23 protein-coding genes are annotated in these 25154 nt (G+C 60.8%); 9 read left to right on the forward strand and 14 right to left on the reverse strand.

The features are described 5' to 3' along the window. Positions 1-84 precede the first annotated feature (84 nt). Both CFBP4996_RS07190 and hspQ read left to right on the forward strand, forming a co-directional pair. Entirely contained in the window at positions 85-1005 is a 921-nt protein-coding gene (locus tag CFBP4996_RS07190) for a DMT family transporter (protein ID WP_080851729.1), read from the forward strand. 88 nt (positions 1006-1093) lie between these two features. Further along, positions 1094-1423 (forward strand): heat shock protein HspQ, encoded by a 330-nt coding sequence (gene hspQ, locus CFBP4996_RS07195; protein WP_003523419.1) that lies wholly within the window; start codon positions 1094-1096, stop codon positions 1421-1423. A gap of 92 nt (positions 1424-1515) precedes the next feature. Here hspQ and CFBP4996_RS07200 read toward each other — a convergent pair whose 3' ends face one another. Further along, positions 1516-2172 carry an invasion associated locus B family protein gene (locus tag CFBP4996_RS07200; protein WP_003523420.1) on the reverse strand — a complete coding sequence of 219 codons (657 nt, stop codon included), beginning with the start codon at positions 2170-2172 and terminating at the stop codon, positions 1516-1518. A 307-nt stretch (positions 2173-2479) separates the two neighbouring features. Here CFBP4996_RS07200 and CFBP4996_RS07205 point away from each other — a divergent pair, with 307 nt between their 5' ends. The 3 genes from CFBP4996_RS07205 to CFBP4996_RS07215 are packed head-to-tail and all read left to right on the forward strand — an operon-like array spanning position 2480 to position 6025. After that, positions 2480-4327, forward strand: a complete 1848-nt coding sequence (locus CFBP4996_RS07205) for an extracellular solute-binding protein (protein ID WP_080851727.1) — start codon at positions 2480-2482, stop codon at positions 4325-4327. A 45-nt stretch (positions 4328-4372) separates the two neighbouring features. Beyond that, positions 4373-5041, forward strand: coding sequence for a DsbA family oxidoreductase (locus CFBP4996_RS07210; protein ID WP_003523423.1), 669 nt, complete (start codon positions 4373-4375; stop codon positions 5039-5041). Positions 5042-5092: 51 nt separating this feature from the next. Next, complete coding sequence (locus CFBP4996_RS07215) at positions 5093-6025, forward strand: DMT family transporter (protein ID WP_080851725.1); 933 nt, start codon at positions 5093-5095, stop codon at positions 6023-6025. 58 nt (positions 6026-6083) lie between these two features. Here the strand turns inward: CFBP4996_RS07215 and CFBP4996_RS07220 are convergent, their stop codons facing one another. The 3 genes from CFBP4996_RS07220 to CFBP4996_RS07230 form a co-directional block, all read right to left on the reverse strand. Further along, positions 6084-6428 carry a hypothetical protein gene (locus CFBP4996_RS07220; RefSeq protein WP_065660851.1) on the reverse strand — a complete coding sequence of 115 codons (345 nt, stop codon included), beginning with the start codon at positions 6426-6428 and terminating at the stop codon, positions 6084-6086. 393 nt (positions 6429-6821) lie between these two features. Continuing rightward, a complete protein-coding gene (mfd, locus tag CFBP4996_RS07225; RefSeq protein WP_080851723.1) occupies positions 6822-10319 on the reverse strand; it encodes a transcription-repair coupling factor in 3498 nt (1165 codons plus the stop codon). A gap of 4 nt (positions 10320-10323) precedes the next feature. Then, complete coding sequence (locus tag CFBP4996_RS07230) at positions 10324-10635, reverse strand: FAD assembly factor SdhE (RefSeq protein WP_080851721.1); 312 nt, start codon at positions 10633-10635, stop codon at positions 10324-10326. Between the two features lie 189 nt (positions 10636-10824). Between CFBP4996_RS07230 and recG the strand changes: the two genes are divergently transcribed. Genes recG through CFBP4996_RS07250 form a run of 4 tightly spaced genes read left to right on the forward strand, consistent with a single transcriptional unit; the run spans position 10825 to position 13908 of the window. Continuing rightward, positions 10825-12930 carry an ATP-dependent DNA helicase RecG gene (gene recG, locus CFBP4996_RS07235; protein ID WP_080851719.1) on the forward strand — a complete coding sequence of 702 codons (2106 nt, stop codon included), beginning with the start codon at positions 10825-10827 and terminating at the stop codon, positions 12928-12930. Positions 12931-12942: 12 nt separating this feature from the next. Then, positions 12943-13215 carry a hypothetical protein gene (locus tag CFBP4996_RS07240; protein ID WP_080834739.1) on the forward strand — a complete coding sequence of 91 codons (273 nt, stop codon included), beginning with the start codon at positions 12943-12945 and terminating at the stop codon, positions 13213-13215. A 55-nt stretch (positions 13216-13270) separates the two neighbouring features. After that, positions 13271-13528, forward strand: a complete 258-nt coding sequence (locus CFBP4996_RS07245; protein ID WP_080851717.1) for a type II toxin-antitoxin system Phd/YefM family antitoxin — start codon at positions 13271-13273, stop codon at positions 13526-13528. After that, positions 13525-13908, forward strand: a complete 384-nt coding sequence (locus CFBP4996_RS07250; RefSeq protein ID WP_080851714.1) for a type II toxin-antitoxin system VapC family toxin — start codon at positions 13525-13527, stop codon at positions 13906-13908. Before CFBP4996_RS07245 ends, CFBP4996_RS07250 begins: the two co-directional genes overlap by 4 nt. Before the next feature lie 3 nt (positions 13909-13911). Here the strand turns inward: CFBP4996_RS07250 and CFBP4996_RS07255 are convergent, their stop codons facing one another. The 10 genes from CFBP4996_RS07255 to pcsA form a co-directional block, all read right to left on the reverse strand. Further along, a complete protein-coding gene (locus CFBP4996_RS07255; RefSeq protein ID WP_059760288.1) occupies positions 13912-14580 on the reverse strand; it encodes a DUF502 domain-containing protein in 669 nt (222 codons plus the stop codon). A gap of 13 nt (positions 14581-14593) precedes the next feature. After that, the gene (locus CFBP4996_RS07260) at positions 14594-15097 is read right to left on the reverse strand and encodes a GNAT family N-acetyltransferase (RefSeq protein WP_080851712.1); all 504 of its coding nucleotides are present in this window, start codon (positions 15095-15097) and stop codon (positions 14594-14596) included. Beyond that, on the reverse strand, positions 15094-16920 hold the full coding sequence (gene glmS / locus CFBP4996_RS07265) for a glutamine--fructose-6-phosphate transaminase (isomerizing) (RefSeq protein ID WP_080851710.1): 1827 nt from the start codon (positions 16918-16920) through the stop codon (positions 15094-15096). Before glmS ends, CFBP4996_RS07260 begins: the two co-directional genes overlap by 4 nt. 102 nt (positions 16921-17022) lie before the next feature. Continuing rightward, positions 17023-18384, reverse strand: a complete 1362-nt coding sequence (gene glmU, locus CFBP4996_RS07270) for a bifunctional UDP-N-acetylglucosamine diphosphorylase/glucosamine-1-phosphate N-acetyltransferase GlmU (RefSeq protein ID WP_080851707.1) — start codon at positions 18382-18384, stop codon at positions 17023-17025. A 223-nt stretch (positions 18385-18607) separates the two neighbouring features. Then, complete coding sequence (locus tag CFBP4996_RS07275) at positions 18608-19345, reverse strand: FadR/GntR family transcriptional regulator (RefSeq protein ID WP_031233913.1); 738 nt, start codon at positions 19343-19345, stop codon at positions 18608-18610. A 202-nt stretch (positions 19346-19547) separates the two neighbouring features. Further along, the gene (locus tag CFBP4996_RS07280; protein WP_003523439.1) at positions 19548-20621 is read right to left on the reverse strand and encodes a BMP family ABC transporter substrate-binding protein; all 1074 of its coding nucleotides are present in this window, start codon (positions 20619-20621) and stop codon (positions 19548-19550) included. Between the two features lie 35 nt (positions 20622-20656). After that, on the reverse strand, positions 20657-21577 hold the full coding sequence (locus CFBP4996_RS07285; RefSeq protein WP_003523440.1) for an ABC transporter permease: 921 nt from the start codon (positions 21575-21577) through the stop codon (positions 20657-20659). Further along, the gene (locus CFBP4996_RS07290; RefSeq protein WP_080851705.1) at positions 21577-22668 is read right to left on the reverse strand and encodes an ABC transporter permease; all 1092 of its coding nucleotides are present in this window, start codon (positions 22666-22668) and stop codon (positions 21577-21579) included. The genes CFBP4996_RS07285 and CFBP4996_RS07290 overlap by 1 nt, the downstream gene beginning before the upstream one ends. Next, complete coding sequence (locus tag CFBP4996_RS07295; RefSeq protein ID WP_162935981.1) at positions 22658-24214, reverse strand: ABC transporter ATP-binding protein; 1557 nt, start codon at positions 24212-24214, stop codon at positions 22658-22660. The genes CFBP4996_RS07290 and CFBP4996_RS07295 overlap by 11 nt, the downstream gene beginning before the upstream one ends. A gap of 211 nt (positions 24215-24425) precedes the next feature. After that, on the reverse strand, positions 24426-25151 hold the full coding sequence (gene pcsA, locus CFBP4996_RS07300) for a phosphatidylcholine synthase (RefSeq protein ID WP_080851703.1): 726 nt from the start codon (positions 25149-25151) through the stop codon (positions 24426-24428). Between the last annotated feature and the right edge of the window lie 3 nt (positions 25152-25154).

Consider the following 25154-nt stretch of genomic DNA (forward strand, 5'->3'; position numbering starts at 1 on the left):
TCCCATCGGGGCGCTCCATCCATTCCGGCGGTTTTCCCTGGAAAGCCGCCGTTTTCTTTTGAAGCCCAGCCATCATTGCGAAGAATGTCGAACAAGCCAGCCTCTCAGCAAACGCGCCTCACGGACTGGCTCATCTTTCTGGCGGTGCCGTTCTTTTTCTCCAGCAATGTCATTTTCGGCCGTGGCGTCGTCGGCGAAGTCTCGCCTTTCATCGCCGCCTTCATCCGCTGGATCGGCTCGACCCTCATCATCGCCCCCTTCATGATCGCCGACTGGCGCAATTGCCTTGCCTTCGTGCGGCGGAAAACGCTCCTTTGGCTCATCCTCGGCATTCTCGGCATGGGCATCTGCGGCGGCGTGGTCTATTGGGGGCTGACCATGACGACGGCCGCCAACGGCACGCTGATCTACACCACGTCCTCGCTGTTCATCATCCTGTTCCAGCGCGTCTTCCAGGGCCGCCCGATCCGGAAGCTGGAAGTGGCGGGCATGGTCATCGCCTTTGCCGGCGTGGCGGCCATCGTGCTCAAGGGCGATATGTCCGCTCTCTGGCACCTGAATTTCAACATTGGCGATTTCGCGATCCTGACGGCGGCCATCGCCTTTGCGGTCTATTCGCTGCTGCTTCGCGATCCCGCCGCACGGCAGATGGCCTCTTTCAGCCTTTTCGGCCTGATCGCCTTTTCCGGCGCGCTCGTGCTTCTGCCGCCGGCGGCGCTGGAACTGGCGCAGGGCGGCATGTTGCCCGCCACGCCAATGGCCTGGGCCAAGATCGGCGGCATCATCCTGTTCGCCTCACTATTGGCCTTTTATTGCTTCACCCATACGGTGCGCGTCTTCGGGCCCGCGACCGCTGGCATCACGCTTTACATGATGCCGCCGGTCTCGATCCTCATGGCCACGCTGTTCCTGGGGGAGACTTTCGAGACCTATCACGCCATCGGCATCGTGCTGGTCACCGGCGGCGTCATCATCGCCACCGCGCCCATCGGCAGAAGGCGCTGAACGCGGACGGCAGACCGGCGCCAAAACCGCTAGGTCTTGATATTTCGCATTCCGATACCAACTAGTATTGGGAAAGGAAGTACATGCCATGAAACAAAGAAACGCAAAATTCACGCTTGGCGAAATCGTCCGCCACAAGGTGTTTCCGTTCCGCGGTGTGGTGATCGACGTGGACCCGGAATATGCCAATACCGAGGAATGGTGGAACGCCATCCCTGCGGAAATCAGGCCGGATCGCGACCAGCCCTTCTATCATCTTCTGGCCGAAAACGAGGAGACGGAATATGTCGCCTATGTTTCCGAACAGAACCTCGTCCACGACGAAAACGAGACGCCGCTCCGAAATCCCAATATCGGCCGCATCTTCGACAAGGCGCCGAACGGCGAATGGCGCCCAAAAATGTCGACGGCGCATTGACGCCCGCCAAATTTCTCCCCTCCCTCCCAGGGGCATAAAAAAACCGGTCTGTCGCCAGACCGGTTTTCCTGTTTTGGGAGCTTACGCTGCAATCAGGGCTTCGGCGCGCCCTTGGCAGCATCCTGTGCGGCTTCCAGCTTCTTGCGGGCCTCTTCAGCCTTCTTCTGCATGCCTTCCTGCAGGCTGCGCTGGCTTTCGGCCAGCTGCGACTGGGTGATCGCCGGGCCGTCATAGGCACCGGTGAAGCCGGAGAGTGCAATCTTGATGGGGTTCGGCGCGCGGCGGAAGTTGATGGAGGTGAAGACCACCTCGCTACCCTTCTTCAGGGAAGCGATCATGGCGTCCGTCAGCGGAACTTCGGCCGTGCACTTGTCGGGAAGGCAAACGGCGTAGTCGAGCTTCTGGCCCTTGCCGCCGTCGATCTGCATCATCACGCCCGGAGGAACGAGGCGCGCGGTCGGAACGGAGACCTGCAGCAGCTTGCGGTTGACCTTGCCTTCAACGGTGATGAGGCCGACGGCGGTGATCATCTGGCCGTTCTGGGCAAGAACCACGTTCTGCACGACGCAGACATCGTTGTCTTCCTGCTTGGAGCAGGTCTTGAACCAGCCGAGCGGCGGAGCGCCGGCGCCCTGAGCGGCGGGCGCGGCATCCTGCGCCTGCGAGATGGCCGGAGCGGACATTGCGCCGAGAGAAAGGACCAGAGCGGACAGAGCCGTCCGGGTGAATGTGTTTGCCTTGTGCATCATAAGAGTTCCGTCTCCTGAATGTCTGCCAGAACAGAACCGCAAGATCCTGTTCGCCGATGGCGGTATCCTTCTGCCCGTTCAACTGTCGTTTAAATGAGGCAAATGCGTGACCCGTCTCTTCCGGTCCCCCTGTTACATGCCGATCGCGGCGATATCCAGCACTTCTTTAACTTTTTCTTGAGCTGACCCAAGATTTCCCGCCGTTGCATGGGTCATGCAATGTCCGTGTGCTACATATCTGCCAGAATCATGACGATAAACCGGTCAGGTCCACATATCGGACTGACCGTTGAGACAGGATAGTGACATGCGCAACCTTGCGGCCCTCATCCCCGCATTGTTCCTTCTGGGATCATCCCTGCTTCCCGCCGGAACCGCCCTGGCACAGCCGCTTCACGGCATTTCCATGCACGGCACACCCGCCCTGCCGGCAGATTTCCGCCACCTCCCTTACGTCAATCCGGACGTGAAGAAAGGCGGCCGTATTTCCTATGGCGTCGTCGGCACCTTCGACAGCCTCAATCCCTTCGTTCTCAAGGGAATGCGGACCACCGCACGCGGCGTCTGGGACCCGGAATTCGGCAATCTTCTTTACGAACCGCTGATGCTGCGCTCCAGCGACGAGCCTTTCAGCCTTTACGGCCTGCTCGCCGAAACCGCGGAGTGGGATGAGGAGCGCAGCTTCGTACAGTTCAACCTCAACCCGAAGGCAAAATGGTCCGACGGCGAGCCGGTGACCGCAGATGACGTGATCTTCACCTTCAACCTCCTGAAGGAAAAAGGCCGCCCACCCTTCAACACCCGTCTGGACGGCGTGGCGAAGCTGGAAAAAATCGGCGATCGCAGCGTGCGTTTCACCTTCAATGACAAGGCGAACCGCGAAACGCCGCTCATTCTCGCCTCCTCCACCCCGATCCTGCCGAAACATGCGATCGATCCGGAAAAATTCGAGCAGGCGGGCCTCGGCGCGGTCGTCGGCTCGGGTCCATACCGAATCAAAACCCTGCGGCCGGGCGAACGAATCATCTGGGAGCGGAACCCGGATTATTGGGGCAAGGATATTCCGGGCAAGGTCGGCTTCGACAATTACGACGAGATCAGCGTCACCTATTTCCTTCAGGTCACCACCATGTTCGAGGCCTTCAAGAAGGGCGATATCGACATTTATCCTGAAGGCGACGCCATCAACGGCACTTCCGATACCTCGCACTGGGGACAGGCTTACAATTTCCCGGCCGTCCATCGCGGCGATATCGTCAAGGACGTCTTCCAGCCGCGCCTGCCCACCGGCATGTTCGGCCTCGTTTTCAACACCCGCCGCGCCGTCTTCGCCGACGAAAAGGTGCGCGAGGGCCTGTCCTATGCGCTCGATTTCGAATGGATGAACAAGAACATCCTCGGCGGCTCCTTCAAGCGCACGCAGAGTTACTGGCAGAACTCACCGCTCGGCGCCTATGGCAATGCCGCCGACGAGCGTGAGCTTGCCCTGCTTGGCGATGCGGCGAAAACCATGCCGCCGGAACTGCTGGCGGGAACCTATGCCATGCCGACCACTGACAGCACCGGCGCGGACCGCAAAGTTCTGAAAATGGCCGTCGACAAGCTGAAAGAGGCTGGCTACAGCATCAAGAACGGCAGGATGTCCGACGCCAATGGCCGTCAGCTTGCCTTCGAAATCATGACGCAGAACCCGGCGCAGGAGCGCATTGCGCTTGCCTATCAGCGTTCGCTCAACCTGATCGGCGTCGCCATGGGCATCCGCTCGGTCGATGACGGGCAATATCAGGCCCGCTCGAACAGCTTCGACTATGATATGATCATCCGCTCCCTGCCGTCCTCGCTTTCGCCGGGGATGGAACAGCTCAACCGCTGGAGTTCGCTCTCGCGGGATGCGCAGGGCAGCTTCAACTATGCGGGTGCTGCAAATCCCGATATAGACCGCATGATCGAGGCCCTGCTGCAGGCAAGGTCGACGGAGGATTTTCAGGCGGCGGTGCGCGGTTACGACCGCCTTCTCGTTGCCGGCCACTATGTCATTCCGCTCTATTATATCGGCGCGCAATGGGTGGCCCGCTGGAAATATATCGACCGCCCGGATATGACGCCGATATCCGGCAATCAGAAACAGACCTGGTGGGATGCACGGGCGCAATAAACCGCACCGCACCCATCCCCGGCAGAGAAAAGGGAAGATAAAACCATGGAACGCATCGTTATCGACGTCGTATCGGATATGGTCTGCCCGTGGTGTTATCTCGGCAAGGCAAGGCTCGATCTCGCCATTGCCGAGGTGCAGGACGAAATCAGCGTCGACGTGAACTGGCGTCCTTACCGCCTCAACCCGGATTATCCGCCTGAAGGCGTCGACCAGAAAGCCGCTCTCGAGGAAAAGCTCGGCAAGGAGCGCCTGGAACAGGCGCATGCCACGCTGGTGCAGCTCGGCAGGGAAGTCGGCATCAATTACGATTTCGATGCGATCAAGATCGGCCCGAACACGCTCGACGCCCATCGGCTGTCGCTCTGGGCGCATTCCGAAGGCCGCGACGTTCAGGAAAAGGTCGTCACCGCCCTGTTCAAGGCCAATTTCGAGGAAGGCCGCAACATCGGCGATCACGCAGTGCTGACCGATGTGGCCGAAAAATCCGGCATGGACGCCAAGGTCGTAGCCCGGCTTCTGGCCTCGGACGCCGACAAGGATACCGTCATCGCCGAAATTGATGCGGCGCAGCAAATGGGCGTCGCCGGCGTGCCCTTCTTCATCATCGACCAGAAATACGCCATAAGCGGTGCACAAACGCCGGATGTATTGATTGCTGCACTGCGGGATATTGCAAAAATCAAGGCGGACGAGCATAGATCGATGAACTGACGGTCAAACCACCGGCGGTTTTCATCAACTCGATTTTTCGCCGGTGTTTCCGTGTCCGACCAGACCCTGAAAGGCATTCTGCTCGCCTTTGCCGCCTTCGCTGCCTACGCCTGGAGCGATGCAAGCGTTAAACTCATAGAAGGCCAGATTTCGCCGATCGAATCGGCCTTCTTCGGCGCCCTTTTCGGCCTCGTCGCCCTGCCCTTCATCCGCAAACGCAACGATCGCTGGGTGGATGTGGTGAAAACGACGAACCGCCCTTTATGGATCATCCGCTTTTTTGCCGCCGGCACCGGCGCAGTCGGCAGCGTGACCGCCTTCACCCATCTTTCCATGGCGGAAGCCTTCGCGCTGATCTTTCTGCTCCCTTCCTTCGTCACCATCATGTCGGTGGTGTTCCTGAAGGAACAGGTGGGCATCAAGCGCTGGTCGGCCGTCATCATCGGTTTCCTCGGCGTGCTGGTCATCCTGCGGCCGGGCTTCCGCGAACTGGGCGTCGGCCATCTCGGCGCCATCATCGGCGGCTTCAGCGGTGCGCTCAGCATCGTCATCTTCCGCGCGATGGGCCCGTCGGAAAAGAACGTCTCGCTTTATGGTGCCGGCGTGCTCGGCTGTCTCACCATAAGCGGCATCGCCATGGTGCCGACTTTTGTCATGCCAGCCGGCGAGCAATGGCTGCTGCTGGCGGGATATGGCCTGCTCGGCGCGCTTGGCAACGTACTGGTCATGTATGCCGCCCAATATGCGCCCGCCGCCATGATCGGCCCAACGCAATATAGCCAGATGCTCTGGGCCATCCTGTTCGGTTACCTGATTTTCGGCGACCGTATCGACGGTTGGATGCTGGTCGGCATCGCCCTCATCGTCGGTTCCGGCCTGCTCACGCTGATCCGCGAGAAACAGAGAAAAGTGCCGCTGCCCGCCTCGATCGCCGCCACCGACCAGAACGTGGCCGTCGGCATCACGCCGGAAGACGGGCGCTGAAGCATAACGAATGCGAAGAACCGGCAACGCGTATTCACGTCGCCGGCATGGCATTCGATCAATCACAAACCCTGACCCGATACATATCGCCCCAGGCGTTCTGCCTCCACGCCACGTGGCAGCGCGGGTAGGCCGGCTGGTAAACAACCGGCGGGCCATAGGCCGGTGCGGCATAAACGGGTGGACCGTAGGCGGGCGCGTAATATGCGGGGCCATAAGCGTAGCCGGGATGTCTTGCACCCGCAATCAGCGCTCCGCCAATGATCGTGCCGGCAATGCCGGCGGCAAGGCCGCGGCCGAAATTATTGCGCGCTTCCGCCTGGCTGGTGGTGGCAATTGTGGTGCCCGCAATTGTCAAGGCAACCAGACCAGCGGTGGCAAACCTGTTGATGTTGGTCCACATCGTCCTGCTCCTTCATCACCCGGCGGCATCTACCGATCCGCCGCACCGGGTATGGAGCTGAGACTACGCCCGTGAAGACTACCAGCGCATGTCCGTTTCGTTACATCGGCGTAATTTTTGCTGAGCCTTGCGGGTTGGGTTTTTCGAGGATTGGCCATTTGTTAGCAAGCCGAGGGTGGGTGGGGCTTTACCCCCCTCTGCCCTGCCGGGCATCTCCCCCTCAAAGGGGGAGATCGGCAAGAGGCCCTTTTGTCGCTTCATTTTCAAGCTTCCAGATGGGCGAGACCTTGCCACAGATCGATCTCCCCCCTTGAGGGGGAGATGTCCGGCAGGACAGAGGGGGGTAAGCCCCACGCGCCTCGGTCTGCTTTGGGTCGACGACCTCCCGAAGTTTTAGGACCGCGCCAGTTCGGCAAGCTGTGTCATGATCATCGCCGCACCCGCCAGCCGCTTTTCCGGCGTCGGCAGGTCGCGCGTCAGGAACAGGCTGTGATCGGGGCGGATCTTCGCCATCGTGCCCTGCTTGCCGATATAGGCGACAAGTGCTGCCGGATTGGGGAATTCCTTGTTGCGGAACTGCACGACCACGCCCTTCGGCCCGGCATCCACCTTCTCGACATTGGCAGTGCGGCAGAGCGACTTGATGTAGACGATCTTGAGGAGATGCTGCACCTCTTTCGGCAGCGGGCCGAAACGGTCGATCATTTCCGCGCCGAAACCATCGATCTCGCTGATATCCGCAAGCTCACCGAGACGGCGGTAAAGACCCATGCGCAGATGCAGATCGGGAACATAGTCCTCCGGGATCATGACAGAGGTGCCGACCGAAATCTGCGGCGACCAGCCGCTATCCTGCACCTGCTCGTCGCCCTTCACTTCGGCAACCGCTTCTTCCAGCATCTGCTGGTAAAGCTCGAAACCGACTTCCTTGATATGGCCGGACTGTTCCTCGCCGAGCAGATTGCCCGCACCGCGAATATCGAGGTCGTGGCTCGCCAGTTGGAAGCCGGCGCCCAGCGTATCGAGCGATTGCAGCACCTTCAGCCGCCGCTCGGCCATCGTCGTCAGCACCTTGTTGACCGGCAGGGTGAAGAGCGCGAAGGCGCGCACCTTGGAACGGCCGACACGGCCGCGCAGCTGGTAAAGCTGGGCAAGGCCGAACATGTCGGCGCGGTGCACGATCAGCGTATTGGCAGTCGGCACATCAAGGCCGGATTCGACGATGGTGGTCGACAGCAGCACATCATATTTGCCGTCATAAAAGGCGTTCATGATGTCTTCGAGTTCGCCGGCCGGCATCTGCCCATGCGCCACCGCCACCTTCAGTTCCGGCACATCCGATTGCAGGAAGGCGTGAATGTCAGCAAGATCGGCAAGGCGCGGGCAGACATAGAAGCTCTGGCCGCCGCGATAATGCTCGCGCATCAGCGTCTCGCGGATGACGAGCGGGTCGAACGGCGAAATGAAGGTGCGCACCGCCATGCGGTCCACCGGCGGCGTGGTGATGAGCGACAGTTCCCGCACGCCCGTCATGGCAAGCTGCAAGGTGCGCGGAATAGGCGTCGCAGAGAGCGTCAGCACATGCACGTCGCTCTTCAGCTCCTTCAGCCGCTCCTTGTGCTTCACACCAAAATGCTGCTCTTCATCGATGATCAGCAGGCCGAGATTGGCGAAACTGATGCCTGCGCCGAGCAGCGCATGGGTACCGACGACAATATCCGTCTTGCCATCGGCAACTTCCTTTTTCGTCAGCGTCAATTCCTTGGAGCCCACGAGGCGCGAAGCCTGCTGCACCCGGATCGGCAACCCACGGAAACGTTCCGAGAAGGTGCGGAAATGCTGGCGGGAAAGCAGCGTGGTCGGCACCACCACAGCCACCTGCACGCCGTTCATGGCGGCAAGGAACGCGGCGCGCAACGCCACCTCGGTCTTGCCGAAACCGACATCGCCGCAGATGAGCCGATCCATCGGCCGGCCGGCGCCGAGATCCTCGCGAATGGACTCAATCGCGTTCAGCTGGTCTTCCGTCTCGTCATAGGGGAAACGGGCGGCGAATTCGTCGTAAAGCCCATCCGGCGCCGTCAGCACCGGCGCATGGCGCACCAGGCGCGCGGCGGCGATGCGGATAAGCTCGTCTGCCATGTCCAGCAGGCGCTTCTTGAGCTTGGCCTTGCGCATCTGCCATGCGCCGCCGCCAAGCTTGTCCAGCTGCGCTTCCGCCGCATCCGAACCGTAACGGGACAGAAGATCGATGTTTTCAACCGGCAGGAACAGCTTGGCGTCATCGGCATAATGCAGTTCCAGACAAGCGCGCGGCGCACCCGCCGCCTCGATTGTCCGCAGGCCGACGAAACGGCCGATGCCATGTTCGGCATGGACGACCAGCGAGCCCTCATCCAGCCCCGCCACTTCCGAGATGAAATCCGCGCCGCGCTTGCGGCGCTTGGAGCGGCGCACCATGCGGTCGCCGAGAATATCCTGCTCGCCGATAACCGCCAGCGTTCCGGTTTCGAAACCCGCCTCAAGGCTCAGAACCGCCGAGGCCGCCTCGCCCTTGCCGAGCTTCTCTACCTCTTTCAGCGAGGTGACTGGCTTGATCTTTTCAAGCCCGTGCTCATTCAGCACCTGCAACAGCCGGTCGAGCGAACCTTCCGACCAGCCTGTTATCAGCACCTTCCAGCCCTTGGCGCGGCGTTCGGCAATGTGCTTCACCGCCAGATCGAAAACGTTGATCCGTTCTTCGCTCTCGCCCTCGGTTGGCGGACGCGCCCAGCGCGGCCCGACATGGGCATCGAGCGTGGCGACCGGGCGGCCTTCGCTGTCCTGCTCGTTGAAGGGTGTCAGGCGTACCGCGTTGACGGCGGCGAGTGCGGCATCGAAGCTCTTGCCATCGAGATAAAGCTGGCCGGGGGAAACTGGTTTATAGGGCGCGCCCTGGGTCGAGCCCTTGGTTTCGCCGGAGCTGCGGCGCGCATCGTAATAATCGAGCACCAGCTTGGAGCGCTCTTTCGCCGCCTCCCGCGCCGTGTGATCGGTGACGATGCGGAAATCCTTCAGATAATCGAAGGCGGTCTCCAGCTGCTCGTAAAACAGTGGCAGCCAATGCTCCATGCCGGCATAACGGCGACCTTCGGAGACGGCCTGATAAAGCGCGTCGTCGCGGGTCGCCGCGCCGAATAGCGACAGGTAATTCTTGCGGAAACGGCTGATCGTATCCGGCGTTAGCGTCACTTCGCTCATCGGGTTCAAATCGAGCGAGCGCGCCTGACCGATGGTGCGCTGGCTGGCCGGATCGAAGGTGCGGATGCTCTCCAGCGTATCGCCGAAGAAATCGAGCCGCACCGGCTCTTCCGTGCCCGGCACGAACACATCGAGAATACCGCCGCGCACGGCGAATTCACCCACTTCGCGCACCGTCGCCACCCGGTCGAAACCGTTGCGTTCCAGCCGCGCGGCAATCTCTTCCATGCGGATCTGGTTGCCGGGGCGGGCCGAAAAGCCGAGGCTCTCGATAATATCGCGCGGCGCCATCTTCTGCAGCATGGCGTTGACGGTGACGAGCACGATGGCCGGATGCGGCTTTTTCGCGTGAGCGATGAGGCCGGAGAGCGCCGCCAGCCGGCGCGCCGAAGTGTCGGCGCTCGGTGACACGCGGTCATAGGGAAGGCAGTCCCAGGCGGGCAGCGTCATCACTGGAATGTCAGGCGCGACGAAACCGAGGATCTGTTCGAGATCGGCGACCCGCTGGCCATCCGACATCACATAGGCGACCGACGTGCCCGCCCGTGCCATATCGGCAAGCAAAAGGGCTTCCATGCCGGAAGGCACGTTTCCGATGGTCAGCGGCGTATCGGCCGACGACACCAGCTTTGCATCGAATCCGGCTATCATATTTTCAGGCTTTCAGGGTTTCGGCGGTGACGAGATCGAAATCGGGACGGTAGGAGGCGATCTTCTCGAACAGCGGGGTCTGAAATTTCTCCGGTATCGCAAGGGCGCCGGTCACCATCTTGACGAGGTCGTTATCCTCTTCCGCCATGATGACTTCCAACTCATCGAGCTGGTCATCGGAAAGCCCGGCAATATTGTCTTCCGCGAATTGCCCGAGCACCAGATCCATCTCACGAATGCCCCGATGCCAGCAGCGGTAAAGAATCCGCCGGCGTCTCGGATCGAGGTCGGCACTCGTGCGCACCAGTCCAGTCATCGCATTCACCTTTCGGTTGATTAATCAACAAATTGTTGACTGCGACTTCCTATAGAACAGGAGGCGAACGCTTGGGAACCGGTTTTTATCGAAATAATGCCGCAGTAGTGAAAATCTGCCGGTGATAACCCGCCTTTGTGGCCAGCGAAGTCTTGCATAAGCCGCCCCCTTCCCCGATTTTGCTGACCCATGCGCCCGGCCATTCTCGATCCGCTGTTTGCCTCCGTCTCCACCCTTGCCGGTGTGGGGCCGAAACTTGCCGATCTTCTGGCCAAGCTTTTGAGCCGGGAAAGCGCCGACGACACCCGCGTCATCGATCTCCTCTTTCACGCGCCATCCAACGTCATCGACCGCCGCAACCGCCCCGGCATTGCGCTGGCCAGCCCCGGCGCCATTGTCACCATTCAGGGACGCGTCGACCGGCATCAGCCACCGCCGCCGGGAAACCGCAACGCGCCCTATCGCGTCTTCCTGCATGACGAGACCGGCGAACTGGCGCTGACCTTTTTCCGCGCCAAGGGCGACTGGCTGTCCAAGGCCCTGCCCGTCGATGAAGAGGTTCTCGTCAGCGGCAAGGTGGACTGGTTCAACGGCCGCGCTTCCATGGTGCATCCGGATTTCATGGTGAAGCTTTCCGAGGCGGAAAACCTGCCTTTGGTGGAAGCGGTCTATCCCATGACCGCCGGACTATCGCCCAAGGTGCTGCGCCGCGCCATCGAAGGCGGGCTGTCGAAGCTGCCGGTCTTCCCGGAATGGATCGACGAGACGCTCAAGACCCGGCAGGGTTTCGGCGATGTCGCCTCAAGCTTCCGCGAATTGCACGACCCGCGCGACAGCGCCGATATCGAGCCGCAGGCCCCGGCGCGCAGACGGCTCGCCTATGACGAATTCCTCGCCGGGCAGCTGTCACTGGCGCTGGTGCGTCAGCGGCTGCGCAAGGTGGCGGGCCAGCCGATCCGCGCCAAGGGTGACGTCGCCGCGAAAATCCTGTCGCAACTGCCCTTCTCGCTGACGGCAAGCCAGAGCGCCGCCGTGAAAGATATCCTGACCGACATGGCCGGCGAAGACCGCATGTTGCGGTTGCTGCAGGGCGATGTCGGTGCGGGCAAGACACTGGTGGCGCTGATGGCCATGGCAACGGCGGTGGAGGCCGGCGGACAGGCGGTGCTGATGGCCCCGACCGAGATCCTTGCCCGGCAGCACTACGCCACCATATCCAAACTCGCTCAGGCAGCGGGCATCACCGTCGAAGTGCTGACCGGCCGCACCAAGGGCAAGGAGCGCCGCGAGATCGAGGAACGCGTGGCTTCCGGCGAAGCGCAGATCGTCATCGGCACCCATGCGCTGTTTCAGGACAGCGTGAGCTACAGGAACCTCGTGCTGGCCGTAGTCGACGAACAGCATCGCTTCGGCGTTCACCAGCGCCTGCGCCTCACCGCCAAGGGCATCACGCCGCATATGCTGGTCATGACCGCCACGCCCATTCCGCGCACGCTGGTTCTGGCAGCCTTCGGCGATATGGATGTCTCCAAGCTCACCGAAAAGCCGGCCGGCCGCAAACCCATCCAGACGGTGACGATCCCCACCGAACGGATCGGCGACATTGTCGAGCGACTGCGCGCGGCGCTGAAGGAAGGCAAGAAGGCCTACTGGATTTGCCCGCTGGTGGAGGAGACGGAAGAATCCGACCTGATGTCGGCGGAGGAGCGGCATGCGGTTCTCTCGCAAATGCTCGGCGCCAACATCGGCCTTATCCACGGACGCATGAGCGGCCCGGAGAAGGATGCCGCCATGCTGGCCTTCAAGAATGGCGAAACCCGGTTGCTGGTGGCAACGACCGTGGTGGAAGTCGGTGTCGACGTGCCGGACGCGACGATCATGGTCATTGAACACGCCGAACGTTTCGGCCTCGCCCAGCTTCACCAGTTGCGCGGCCGTGTGGGCCGCGGCGACGAGGCCTCCACCTGCATCCTGCTCTATAAAGGCCCGCTCAGCGAAAACGGTCGCGCCCGGCTCTCCATCCTGCGCGACAGCGAGGACGGCTTCCTGATCGCCGAGGAGGATTTGAAGCTGCGCGGCGAAGGCGAGCTCCTCGGCACCCGCCAGTCCGGCACGCCGGGCTTCCGCATCGCCAGCCTCGAAGCCCATGCCGACCTTCTGGAAATCGCCCGCAAGGACGCAGCTTACGTCATCGAGCGCGACCCCGAACTGACAGGCCCGCGCGGCAATGCGCTGCGCACCCTGCTCTATTTGCACCGCCGCGACGAAGCGATCCGCTTCCTGCACGCCGGCTGAAAGTGAACCGCCATGAACATGATCGACCCGCGCCGCCCGCCACCCGCCTTCCGCAAGGGCTACGCGCTCTGTTCGCCGCAGAATATCCTGCAACCGGAGACATTTGCGAAGAGCGCGAAAAAGGCAATCGGCAAGGCGTTCAAGAAGCCCGGCCGCAAGAAGGCCTGGAGCCAGGCGCTGGAAGAAGGCTGGAGCGTGCGGCTGGTCTACATGCGGCTTTTCGTTCCCGTATTCCACGCGACCAATACGGGGACGGAAGTGGATGATCTGGATGACGAGGATTGATATGGTCCATTGAATGGACTAATTATAATGCTAACTTTAACGCCCGAGGTTAGCCGTGCAGATATCCGTGACGGATGCAAAAAGTCAGCTTACCGAACTGGTGCGCCGCGCCGAAGCCGGTGATGAGGTCATTCTCACCCGTCATGGCCACGCCGCCGTGCGGCTGGTTCCGGTCACTGCCGTGGCGGATAAAACCTCCCGCAGGGCCGCGCTCGCAAAAGTACGCGCGACTGTCGCCAACAAAGCCGATGATGGCCCGAATGCCGCGCATAGTCAGGATTTTCTCTATGACGAGCACGGCCTTCCGAAATGATCGTTATCGATACGTCGGCTCTGATGGCGATCCTGCTTGATGAACCCAAAGCGGATGCCTGCGCCGCAGCTCTCGAAACGGATGAGGCTCTGCTCATTTCCGCGGGGACGCTTGCGGAAGCCATGATCGTGGCGCAGCGGCGCGATCGCAGCCGGGAACTAGAGATGCTGATCGAAGGTCTGAGCGCCGAAATCAGACCAGTTACCCCCAAATCGGCGCGTGGCGTTTCCGAAGCTTACCGCATCTGGGGCAAGGGCATTCATCCCGCCGGACTGAATTTCGGCGACTGCTTTGCCTACGAGCTGGCGAAAACCGAGGGTTGCCCCTTGCTTTATGTCGGCAACGACTTTTCGCAGACGGACATCCTCGGCGTTCTCTAACCGTCAAACCGGCGCAATCATTTTCGGCGGTTTGAAATCCGGGGCCACCAGACCGCCGGATATCAGCAGTTTCGCCGCATCTTCCGGTGTCATGTCCAGCATGACGATCTTGTCTTTCGGCACGAACAGCAGGAAACCGGCCGTCGGCACCGGTGTCGGCGGCAGGAAGACGGCGACCATCTGCTGGCCCATTTCATTGAAACGATGGGCAAGCTCGCCCTTGGCCTCGGAGGCGACGAACACCATCGCCCAGGTGCCGGATGACGGAAACTCGATCAGGCCGACCTTCTTGAAGGAATTCGAATGCTCCTTCAGGACGGATTCGAACAGCTGCTTGATGCTCTTGTAGATCGGCCGCACCAGCGGCATGCGGTTGAGGATGGATTCGCCGACGCCGAAAATCCATTTGCCGATGAGGTTATTGCCGAGAAAACCGATGAGGGTGATGCCGATGACGGCGATCAGCAGGCCGAAACCGGGAATAGCCACATCGAAATATTGCTCGGGATCGTAACGGGCCGGAATATAGGGCTTCACCCAGCTATCGGCCCATTGCAGGAAGCTCCACACCAGCCACATGGTGATGGTGACGGGCGCAAGGATCAGAACGCCCGTGAGGAAACTATTGCGCAGGCGGGCTGCGAATGAAATTTTGACTGGAATATCGGTCATTTACCGTTCGGAATTAAGCGTTGTCGCCATCGAAACCCGGATGAAAACCGACAATGCCGGATGGAGTTCCACCATGCAAGCGAAGAACTGTGAAATATTCGTCAGGAATCCCTTCCGCATTCACCCCTTCGACATGGCGAAAACCGAAGCGGCCATAGTAGTCCGGATCGCCCGCGACAACCGCGCCGGAAGCATTCAGACGCTCCAGAACGGCAAGCCCGTCCCTCACCAGCCTTGAACCGACGCCCTGCCCCTGCCGTTCCGGTGTCACGGAAAGCGGCGCGAGGCAGAACCAGCCGGTCTCGCCGCTGGTGAGCGTCACCGGCGAAAAACCGATATGGCCGATGATGCCTTCGCTATCCTCGGCAACCAGTGAAACCGTGAGCGCACCCGCCCTGCGCAACCGCTCGACGATCAGATGTTCCGTCTTGTCGCTGTAATCGACGTTACGGAAAGCATCTTCCGTAACGCGAGCGATCGCCGCTTCATCGCCCTGACGCTCCGGCCGGATGATCATTCCACCGTTACCGATTTCGCCAGATTGCGCGGCTGGTCCACATCCGTGCCCATGAAGACGGCGGTGTGATAGGCGAGCAGCTGGATCGGCAGCGAGAAGACCATCGGCGCAATAAGCTCATCGACATTGGGCAGCGTGATCGTCGCCATGGTGTCGAGCTTGGAAGCGGCGGCCCCCTTCTCATCGGTGATGAAGATGATGCGGCCGCCGCGCGCGGCGACCTCCTGCATATTCGAAACGGTCTTCTCGAAGAAACGATCATGCGGCGCGATGACGATGACCGGCATGTTCTCGTCGATCAGCGCGATAGGCCCATGCTTCAGCTCGCCGGCGGCATAACCTTCGGCGTGGATATAGGAGATTTCCTTGAGCTTCAGCGCGCCTTCCAGCGCCAGCGGGAAGCTGGTGCCGCGGCCGAGATAAAGCACGTCCTTGAAACGCGACAGATCGCGCGACAGCGCTTCGATCTGCGGCTGGATGCTGTTGAGAACCTTGCTCATGATACGCGGCATCTCGGTCAGATGGCGAACCAGTTCGGTTTCCTGCTGGGGCGTGACCGTACCGCGTGCTTTTCCGGCGGCAACGGCAAGCGAAGCGAGCACTGCAAGCTGGCAGGTGAAGGCCTTGGTGGAGGCGACGCCGATTTCCGGACCGGCAAGGATCGGGAAGATCGCATCGGATTCGCGCGCCATGGTGGATTCACGCGTGTTGACCACCGCGCCGATCTTCAGCCCCTCCTGCTGGCAATAGCGCAGGGCCGCCAGCGTATCGGCGGTTTCGCCGGATTGCGAAATGAACAGTGCGGCCTGCGTGGGAACGAGCGGGATTTCGCGGTAACGGAATTCCGAGGCGACATCGATTTCCACCGGCAGACGCGCATAACGCTCGAACCAGTATTTGCCGATCAGGCCGGACAGATAGGCCGTACCGCAGGCGGAAATGGCAAGACCGGAAAGCTTGGCGAAATCGATGGCCGTGTCGGCCTGCTTCACGGTCTTGGAGGCAAAATCCACATAATGGCTGAGCGCATGGGAAATGACTTCCGGCTGCTCGTAGATTTCCTTTTCCATGAAGTGGCGATGGTTGCCCTTGTCGACCACATAGGCCGTCGCCTGCGAGATTTGACGCTCGCGCTTCACCGGCTTGCCCGAGAAATCGATGATTTCCGCACCCTGACGGGTCACGATGGCGCAATCGCCATCCACCAGATAGGTGATCTCGTTGGTGAAGGGCGACAGCGCGATGGCGTCGGACCCGAGGAACATTTCACCCCGACCGTAACCGACGGCAAGCGGCGGGCCGGAACGCGCCGAAAGCAGCGTGCCGGGATCGTCCTTGAACATCACCACCAGAGCATAGGCGCCCGTCACGCGGTTCAGCATCTTCAGCATCGCCTCGCGATGGCCGAGACCGTCGCGGGTATATTTCGCCAGAAGCTGCGCCACCACTTCGGTATCGGTCTGGGTGGTGAAGCTCGCGCCTCCGGCGGTCAGCTCTTCGCGCAGTTCGGCGAAGTTTTCGATGATGCCATTGTGGACGACGGCGACGCCGTCGACGAAATGCGGATGGGCATTGGTTTCGTTCGGAACGCCATGGGTCGCCCAGCGGGTGTGAGCGATGCCGACCACGCCCGGCAGCGGCTCTTCCGAAAGTCTCTTCTCCAGGTTGAAGAGCTTTCCTTCCGCCCGGCGACGGTCCATCGCGCCATTGTCGATGGTGGCGACACCAGCCGAATCGTAACCGCGATATTCGAGACGCTTCAGCGCATCGACAAGCCGTTCAGCAACGGGCTGGGTTCCGACAATTCCGACAATTCCGCACATATATTTCTCCAGACGGCGATCTCTTCGCCGAAACTACTAACCGTTCCCGAACAATCCGCAATTATGGCGCCGGTCACTTTCGGTATCGTTTGGTAACGTCCGTCAGGACGACTTTTTCTTCGCTTCCTTCAGCGCCTTCGCCCGCTCGCGCACAACGGTCGCCCGGCCCGGCTTCATCTCCTGCCGCGCGCGCCCGAACGCTAGCGCATCATCAGGCACGTCATCGGTAATCACGCTGCCGGAGGCGATATAGGCCCCCTCTCCAATGGTGACAGGAGCGACCAGCGACGAGTTCGAACCGATGAAGCTGTTGGCACCGATCCGCGTTTCGGCCTTGTTGTAGCCGTCGTAATTGCAGGTGATGGTGCCAGCGCCGATATTGCTGCCCGCGCCGATGAATGCATCGCCGATATAGGTCAGATGATTGACCTTGGCGCCCTCACCGATCTCCGCCTTCTTGACCTCGCAGAAATTGCCCACCTTGGCATTGGCGTGCAGGTTCGCGCCCGGACGCAGCCGCGCATAGGGACCGACGGCCGCACCTTCGGCGACATGCGCCCCTTCCAGATGCGAAAACGCATGGATGACGGCGCCCGGCTCGATGGTGACGCCGGGACCGATGACGACATTCGGCTCGATCAAAACGTCCTGGCCGATCTTCGTGTCATAGGAGAGAAAGACGGTTTCGGGCGCAATCATCGAAACGCCGTCCACCATCAGTTCGTGGCGGCGGCGCTCCTGCCAGAGCTTCTCGATAAAGGCCAGTTCGGCGCGGTTGTTGCAGCCGACCAGTTCCGTTTCGGGCGCATCGATGGCGACGGCGCGGCGGCCGAGGGAACGGGCGATCTCGACCACATCGGTCAGATAATATTCGCCCTTCACATTGCTGTTGCCGATCCGGTCGAGCAGGTCCAGCGCGTTGCGACCGTTGATGGCCATCAGGCCGCTATTACACCAGGTAACCTTACGCTCCACATCGGTCGCGTCCTTCTCCTCGCGGATAGCGACGAGCTCACCATCCTTGACCAGCAGCCGGCCGTAACCGGTCGGGCGGTCGGTATGGAAACCGATGACGGCGACATCGGCGCCGGCGGCAATCGCCTCACGCGCCCGGTCGAGCGTTGCAGACGTGATGAGCGGCACATCACCATAGGCAACAATGAGATCGTCGAAACCGCGTTCGATGGCTGCGCGTGCGGCAAGAACCGCATGGCCGGTGCCCTTGCGTTCCGTCTGCAGGAAAGCTTCGACCTGAAGACCCTTCATGCTTGCGGTAGCAGCGACATTGTCGGCATCGCGCCCGACCACCAGCGCCACCGTGCCGACGCCAGATCCAGCCACCGCCTCAACCACATGGCTGATCATCGGACGCCCGGCGACCGGATGCAGCACCTTGGATTTCGACGATTTCATGCGCGTGCTGTCGCCCGCTGCGAGAATAACGGCTAGAGAGCTGCGCTCCATAAGACCTCCAACACCCAGTCACCGACCGCAGGGCGGCCAGGACGGCGGCATATGTTTGACTTCACGCCGTCCGGAAAAACGAACGGGCGCATCGGTAATTTCATTCCGGAATTGCTATAACGGCGGCCCACTTAAGAAACCATGCAAATCTGCACCAAATTTCCGCACCGATTTTCATCAAACGTGATTGGAACGGGATCGCATCCCGCTCCCGCGGTGTGATTTATCGCCGGGGGTTGCGGGCCGTGAATTCCAGCACCTGCTGGCGGCCGTTTTCGATCAGCCTTTCCATCTCGCGGCGCGCTGCGGCCTCATCGCGCAGGCGAAACGCCTCCACGAGCCGCAGGTGGGACGCGGAAACGTCGGAAATCTCATTGGGATCGGTTTCCGGGTTGCTCATCCGGAAAATGCCCACCAGAGCCGCCTTTATCAGCGAACCGACGGTGCGCATGAACGGATTGCCGGACATTTCGGTGATGAGGACATGGAAATTCATATCCGCAAGCGCGCGCTTTTCCTTGGAATAGGCCGTATTGCCCATCTCGTTGGCATAAGCGGCGAGCTTGGCGATATCCGCATCCTTTGCCCGCGTCGCGGCAAGACCAGCGCCATAGGGCTCGAAAGCCTGACGGATATCGTAAAGATGCAGCAGAAATTCGTCGCTGACGCCCGCCTCGAAATGCCAGAGCAGCACTTCGCTGTCGAACATGTTCCAGCTTTCGCGCTCCGTCACCCGGGTGCCGATACGCGCCTTGGGGGAAATCATGCCCTTGGCGGTCAGCGTCTTCATCGCTTCGCGCAGCACTGTGCGCGACACTTTCAGCCGCTCCATCAGCTCGGCATCGCCCGGCAGGATATCGCCCGTCTTGAAGGTGCCGGACACGATATCGAGACCGAGCTTGTGAACGACCTGTGCATGATTTGTCCGCAGCTTTCGAAAACCGATAGCCGCATCGAGCATTCCGCGCTGCAAGTGCCATGTCCTTCCGTTCGGTTGGCGATCGCGCCAGACGTGTATATCTCAAGTCAGAATATAGTGAAAAACATCAAGTCGCCTGAAAAGCAAAGGCAAACTTCGTCCACGGCGTAAAACATATGAAAATAACAAAGGCCGCACATGAATTTCATGCGCGGCCTGTTATCGGCGGGAATGGAAAGTCCCGTTATTGCGGCAGCTTGTCGTCCACGCCGGCGACGTAGAAGTTGAGGCCGAGCAGAACGCCGTCCTCGGCCTTTTCACCCGCCTTCAACCATTCCGAACCGTCCTGCTTCTTCACCGGGCCGGTGAAGGGGTGCAGCTCGCCCGACTTGATCTTGGCTTCGGTGTCCTCAGCCATCTTCTTCACGTCATCAGGCATGTTGGTATAGGGCGCCATGGTCAGGATGCCGTCCTTCAGGCCGTCCCAGACGGATTCGGACTTCCAGGTACCATCGAGAAGAGCCTGCGTGCGCTTGATGTAATAGGCGCCCCAGGTGTCCTTGATGGCGGTCAACTGCGTCTTCGGACCGGCCGCGATCATGTCGGAAGCCTGACCGAAAGCCTTGATGCCGCGTTCGGCCGCAACCTGCATCGGCGCGGTGGTGTCGGTGTGCTGGGTCAGAATGTCGACGCCCTGGTCGATCAGCGCCTTGGCGGCATCGGCTTCCTTGCCGGGGTCGAACCAGGTGTTGGCCCAGACGACCTTCACCTTGAAGTCGGGATTGACTGACTGCGCGCCGAGCACGAAGGCGTCGATGCCCATCACCACTTCCGGGATTGGGAAGGAGGCGATGTAGCCGGCGAGCCCCTTCTGCGACATCTTCGCGGCGATCTGGCCCTGAATGTAGCGGCCTTCATAGAAGCGCGAATTGTAGGTCGCGACATTTTCGGCGGTCTTGAAGCCGGTGGCATGTTCGAACTTCACCTTGGGGAACTTCTGGGCGACCTTCACGGTCGCATCCATGAAGCCGAAGGAGGTGGTGAACACCAGTTCGCAGCCCGAACGGGCCATGCGCTCGATGGCGCGTTCGGCATCCGGACCTTCCGGAACGCTTTCGAGGAACGGCGTTTCGATCTTGTCGCCGAAATGCGCCTGCAGTTCCTGACGGCCGATATCATGCGCCTGCGTCCAGCCGCCGTCGGTCTTTGAACCGACATAGATGAAGCAGACCTTCTTGGCGTCGGCGGCTTCCGCCGAGGAAACGACGCCGCCGAGAGCCGCAACGGAAGCGGCGAGTGCGATGACCAGTTTTTTCATTTTTACCCCTGTTGGTTTGGAGACTTGAGACTTCTTCACCTGTCCGGCACGAAGGATTTGCCAAGCGACGCCGGTGTATTGATCAAGGTCGTGCGGCGATTATGCGAGATGATGACCAGCACGACAATAGTTGCGAGATAGGGCAGCGCCGAAAGCAATTGCGACGGCACCCCGATGCCGAAGGCCTGCGCGTGCAATTGGCCGATGGTGACGGCGCCGAACAGGTAACCGCCCGCCAGCACCCGCCATGGGCGCCAGGAGGCGAAGACGACGAGCGCCAGCGCAATCCAGCCGCGCCCGGCCGACATGTTTTCCACCCATTGCGGTGTGTAGACAAGCGAGAGCTGCGCGCCGGCGAGACCCGCGCAGGCGCCGCCGAACATGACGGCGAGATAACGGGTGCGGATGACATTGATGCCGAGCGCATGGGCCGAAGCGTGACTGTCGCCGATGGCGCGGATTTTCAGGCCCGTGCGGCTCTTGAACAGAAACCAGCCAATGCCGGCGACAAGCGCGATGGAGAGGTAGAAGATCAAATCCTGCCGGAACAGCAGCGGACCGAAGAAGGGAATGTCCGATAGCAGCGGAAAGACGATGGGCTGCAGTTTCACACCCGGCAGGCCGACGAAACTTTCACCCAGCATGCCCGAGACGCCGAGGCCGAGAATGGTGAGCGCAAGGCCCGTCGCCACCTGATTGGCAACGAGCGTCAGCGTCAGGAAACCGAAGAGCAGCGAGAAAACCGCACCCGAGGCAATGCCGGCCAGAATGCCGAGATAGGGAGACCCGGTCATATGCGCGGCCGCGAAAGCGCAGACCGCACCCATGATCATCATGCCCTCGACACCGAGATTGAGCACACCGGAGCGCTCCGTCACCAGCTCGCCGGAAGCGGCGATGACGAGCGGCGTGGCGGCGGTGATGACGGTGAGGAGAATGGCCTGAAGCATATCCATCATGCCGCTCCTTCTTTACGATGCGCCTTGCCGGAAAAGACCACCCTGATGCGATAGAAGATCAGCGTATCGCAGGAGAGCACGAAGAACAGCATCAGCCCCTGAAACACGCGCGTCACCTTGTCGGAGACGCCGATGGAAAGCTGGGCCGCCTCGCCGCCCAGATAGGTCAGCGCCAGCACCAGCCCGGAAAGGATGATACCGAGAGGGTTAAGACGGCCGAGAAAGGCGACGATGATGGCGGTAAAGCCGTAACCCGGCGAGATGCTGGGCTGCAAATGGCCGATGGAGCCGGAGGCTTCCGAAATGCCCGCAAGCCCCGCCAGCGCACCGGAGAGCAGCAGCGAAAACCACATCATGCGGCTTGAGGAAAAACCGGCAAAACGCCCTGCCCGCGCCGATTGGCCGAGCACGGTGACCTCAAAGCCTTTCAGCATGTAGCGCATCATGAACCACAGCGCGATGGCCGCGACGATGGCGAAAACGAAACCCCAATGCGCGCGGCCCGAGGCCAGCATTTCCGGCAGAACGGCGCTGTCGTTGAACGGCTTGGTCTGCGGGAAGTTGTAGCCGCCCGGATCGCGCCAGATGCCGCGCGTCAGCCAGTCGAGGAAAAGCTGCGCGACATAGACCAGCATCAGGCTGACGAGGATCTCGTTGGTGTTGAACTTCGTCTTCAAAAGTGCGGGAATACCGGCATAAAGCGCACCGCCCACGGCGCCCATCACCAGCATCAAAGGCAAAAGCAGCGGCGAATGCCAGTCGGGATAAAGCACCGGCAGAATGGAGCCGGTGATCGCGCCGATGGTGAATTGCCCCTCCGCGCCGATGTTCCAGTTATTGGAGCGATAACAGATCGACAAGCCGACCCCGATCAGGATCAGCGGTGCGGCCTTGATCGCCAGCTCGTGCAGCGACCAGACTTCCAGCAGCGGCTCGACGAAAAAGGCGTAAAGCGCATCCAGCGGGTTCTTGCCGAGCATGGCGAACATGACAGCGCCGACGAGCAGCGTCAGCGTGAGCGCCAGAAGCGGCGAAAGCAGCGTGAAAAGCCTCGAGACCCCTGCCCGTTTTTCAAGCTCAATGCGCATGCTGGGCGGCTCCCGAATGTGTGTGGATGCCGCCCATCAGCAGGCCGATCTTTTCAAGCGTCATGTCTTCCACGGGATGGGTCTCTGACAGCTTGCCGTCGGAAATGACAGCGATATTGGTGGCGACTTCGAATATTTCATCGAGATCCTGGCTGATGACGATGACGGCCGAGCCCGCCCTGGCAAGATCGACAAGCGCCTGGCGAATGCGGCTTGCCGCACCAGCATCCACGCCCCAGGTCGGCTGGTTGACCACCAGCACGGCAGGCTGGCGGTCAAGCTCGCGCCCGACGATGAATTTCTGCAGGTTGCCGCCCGACAGCGACCCGGCCAGCGGATCGGCCCCGCTTTTGCGCACATCCATGGTTTCCGAAATACGCCGCGCCGCCGCCTTGATGACTGAACCACGCACGATGCGCAGGAAACCGCCGGTCAGAAACGCCTTGCGGTCGGAGCGCGCCCGCGCCAGCAGCAGATTGTCGGAAAGGCTCATGCCGGGAACCGCAGCATGGCCATGGCGCTCTTCCGGCACGAAACCCGCGCCCATCAGCCGGCGGCCATTGATGCCGATACGGCCGACCGGCTTGCCGCGCAGATGGATCGCATCGTTATTATAGACCGGATATTCGCCCGAAAGCGCATCGAACAGCTCGCCCTGACCGTTTCCGGCAACGCCGGCAATCGCCAGTACCTCGCCGGCGCGCACGGTCATGGAAATCGATTTCAACGCCACGGCAAAAGGCGTGCGTGGCGCGACCGAAAGCCCCATGACCTCGATCTGCGGCGCACCCAGCGCCTCGCCCGTGGCCCGCGAAACGCTTGCGACATCGCTGCCGACCATCATGCGCGCCAGCGATGCCGGCGTTTCCCTGCGCGGATCGCAGGCGCCCGTCACCTTGCCGTGACGCAGAACGGTGGCGCGGTCGCAGATGCGTTGCACCTCTTCGAGACGATGACTGATATAAAGCACGGAGCGGCCTTCGGCCTTCAGCTTCTCCAGCGTCTCGAACAGCTTATCGGCCTCCTGCGGCGTCAGCACCGAGGTCGGCTCGTCGAGAATGATGAGGCGCGGATTCTGTAGCAAAGCGCGGACGATTTCGATGCGCTGGCGCTCGCCGACCGAAAGATCGGCCACATGCGCATTGGGATCGAGCGGCAGACCGTAGGCGCGCGACAGCGTTTCCGCTTGCCCGGCGATTTCCTTCAATGAAATTTTCGGATCGAGCGACAGGGCGATGTTTTCAGCAACGGTCAGCGCCTCGAACAGCGAGAAATGCTGGAAGACCATGCCGATGCCGAGCCGGCGGGCCTCACTGGGTGAGCCGACGGAAACCGGCTGGCCCTGCCAGATAATATCGCCCTCGGTCGGTGCGAGAACGCCGAACAGCATCTTGACGAGCGTGGATTTGCCCGCGCCGTTTTCCCCCAGAAGCGCGTGGATTTCGCCCGGCGCAATATCGAGATCGATGCCGTTGCAGGCGGCGAAATTGCCGAACAGCTTGGTCAGCTTGCGAACGGACAGGAGAGGCACGGCCTCCGGCGCCAAAGTTCCAGTCACGAGTTCCCTCTCTCACCAACCGTCATGCCTTCTTCGAGGCGTTTCAAACGGTTGCGGTAATTGTTCCCAATCCCGCACCAAAAAGTATGCAATGATACGCGATCAGAACTTATTGATAACGGTTTTGCTGCTGCGCACAACTGAAAAAGAAGCCGCTTAAATGCAATTTGCACAAGCAATAAACGGCTTTACCCTTTTCTTATTTCGCGCCGAACGAGGGGAAAAACTGCAATATTCCACCGATGCAATAAAGATAGATGCCGCTCGCCACAAAGCCGATCACGGCCCAGGTCGGGGTTTCGAAATGCATCAGCAGCGAATAACCGCCAAGCGCGCACCAGATGAAGACCACGGCGAGATTGAGCGGCCTCAGCCGCTTCACCCGCACCGGATGCAGGAAATTGATCGGCAGGAATGTCAGGAACACCGAAAACGTAACGACGGCCATGGCCGTTGTGGCGCTGGCGTCCATGACGAACAGGGTGAACACCACCATGTTCCACACCACCGGAAAGCCGGAGAAGAAATATTCGTCCGTCTTCATGCCCATGTCGGCATAATAAATGGCGCTAGACACCACGATCATGCCGGCCGCCACGAAGGATAGCGGCTCGCCGATCATGCCCTTCTGATAAAGCGCAAAGGCGGGCAGCAGCACATAGGTAACATAGTCGATGATATTATCGAGCGTATCGCCGGACCAGTTGGGCAGCACTTCCTTCACCCTGACCTTGCGGGCGATGGGACCGTCGATGCCATCCACCAGAAGCGCAAGCCCCAGCCACCAGAACATGTCGACGAAACGGTGTTCGGCTGCGGCGACCACGCCGAGAAAAGCCAGGAACGAGCCGGAGGCCGTGAGCATATGGACGGAAAAGGCGCGGATTTCCGCGTAGGGAACACGCTTATAGTTGAAAATTTTCATAGT

It is taken from the genome of Agrobacterium leguminum, from assembly GCF_005144435.2.
In the GTDB taxonomy this organism is placed as follows: Bacteria; Pseudomonadota; Alphaproteobacteria; order Rhizobiales; family Rhizobiaceae; genus Agrobacterium; species Agrobacterium leguminum.

Bases quoted from the DNA above. Each gene is read 5' to 3' on its own strand.
- CFBP4996_RS07255 (WP_059760288.1), bottom strand. From the start codon at position 14,580: ATGACCGATATTCCAGTCAAAATTTCATTCGCAGCCCGCCTGCGCAAT.
- CFBP4996_RS07275 (WP_031233913.1), bottom strand. From the start codon at position 19,345: ATGCTCGATGCGGCTATCGGTTTTCGAAAGCTGCGGACAAATCATGCA.
- CFBP4996_RS07220 (WP_065660851.1), bottom strand. From the start codon at position 6,428: ATGTGGACCAACATCAACAGGTTTGCCACCGCTGGTCTGGTTGCCTTG.
- CFBP4996_RS07210 (WP_003523423.1), top strand. From the start codon at position 4,373: ATGGAACGCATCGTTATCGACGTCGTATCGGATATGGTCTGCCCGTGG.
- hspQ (WP_003523419.1), top strand. From the start codon at position 1,094: ATGAAACAAAGAAACGCAAAATTCACGCTTGGCGAAATCGTCCGCCAC.
- CFBP4996_RS07190 (WP_080851729.1), top strand. From the start codon at position 85: ATGTCGAACAAGCCAGCCTCTCAGCAAACGCGCCTCACGGACTGGCTC.
- CFBP4996_RS07205 (WP_080851727.1), top strand. From the start codon at position 2,480: ATGCGCAACCTTGCGGCCCTCATCCCCGCATTGTTCCTTCTGGGATCA.
- mfd (WP_080851723.1), bottom strand. From the start codon at position 10,319: ATGATAGCCGGATTCGATGCAAAGCTGGTGTCGTCGGCCGATACGCCG.
- recG (WP_080851719.1), top strand. From the start codon at position 10,825: ATGCGCCCGGCCATTCTCGATCCGCTGTTTGCCTCCGTCTCCACCCTT.
- CFBP4996_RS07285 (WP_003523440.1), bottom strand. From the start codon at position 21,577: ATGGATATGCTTCAGGCCATTCTCCTCACCGTCATCACCGCCGCCACG.
- glmS (WP_080851710.1), bottom strand. From the start codon at position 16,920: ATGTGCGGAATTGTCGGAATTGTCGGAACCCAGCCCGTTGCTGAACGG.
- CFBP4996_RS07250 (WP_080851714.1), top strand. From the start codon at position 13,525: ATGATCGTTATCGATACGTCGGCTCTGATGGCGATCCTGCTTGATGAA.
- CFBP4996_RS07290 (WP_080851705.1), bottom strand. From the start codon at position 22,668: ATGCGCATTGAGCTTGAAAAACGGGCAGGGGTCTCGAGGCTTTTCACG.
- pcsA (WP_080851703.1), bottom strand. From the start codon at position 25,151: ATGAAAATTTTCAACTATAAGCGTGTTCCCTACGCGGAAATCCGCGCC.
- CFBP4996_RS07240 (WP_080834739.1), top strand. From the start codon at position 12,943: ATGAACATGATCGACCCGCGCCGCCCGCCACCCGCCTTCCGCAAGGGC.
- CFBP4996_RS07280 (WP_003523439.1), bottom strand. From the start codon at position 20,621: ATGAAAAAACTGGTCATCGCACTCGCCGCTTCCGTTGCGGCTCTCGGC.
- CFBP4996_RS07200 (WP_003523420.1), bottom strand. From the start codon at position 2,172: ATGATGCACAAGGCAAACACATTCACCCGGACGGCTCTGTCCGCTCTG.
- CFBP4996_RS07260 (WP_080851712.1), bottom strand. From the start codon at position 15,097: ATGATCATCCGGCCGGAGCGTCAGGGCGATGAAGCGGCGATCGCTCGC.
- CFBP4996_RS07230 (WP_080851721.1), bottom strand. From the start codon at position 10,635: ATGACTGGACTGGTGCGCACGAGTGCCGACCTCGATCCGAGACGCCGG.
- glmU (WP_080851707.1), bottom strand. From the start codon at position 18,384: ATGGAGCGCAGCTCTCTAGCCGTTATTCTCGCAGCGGGCGACAGCACG.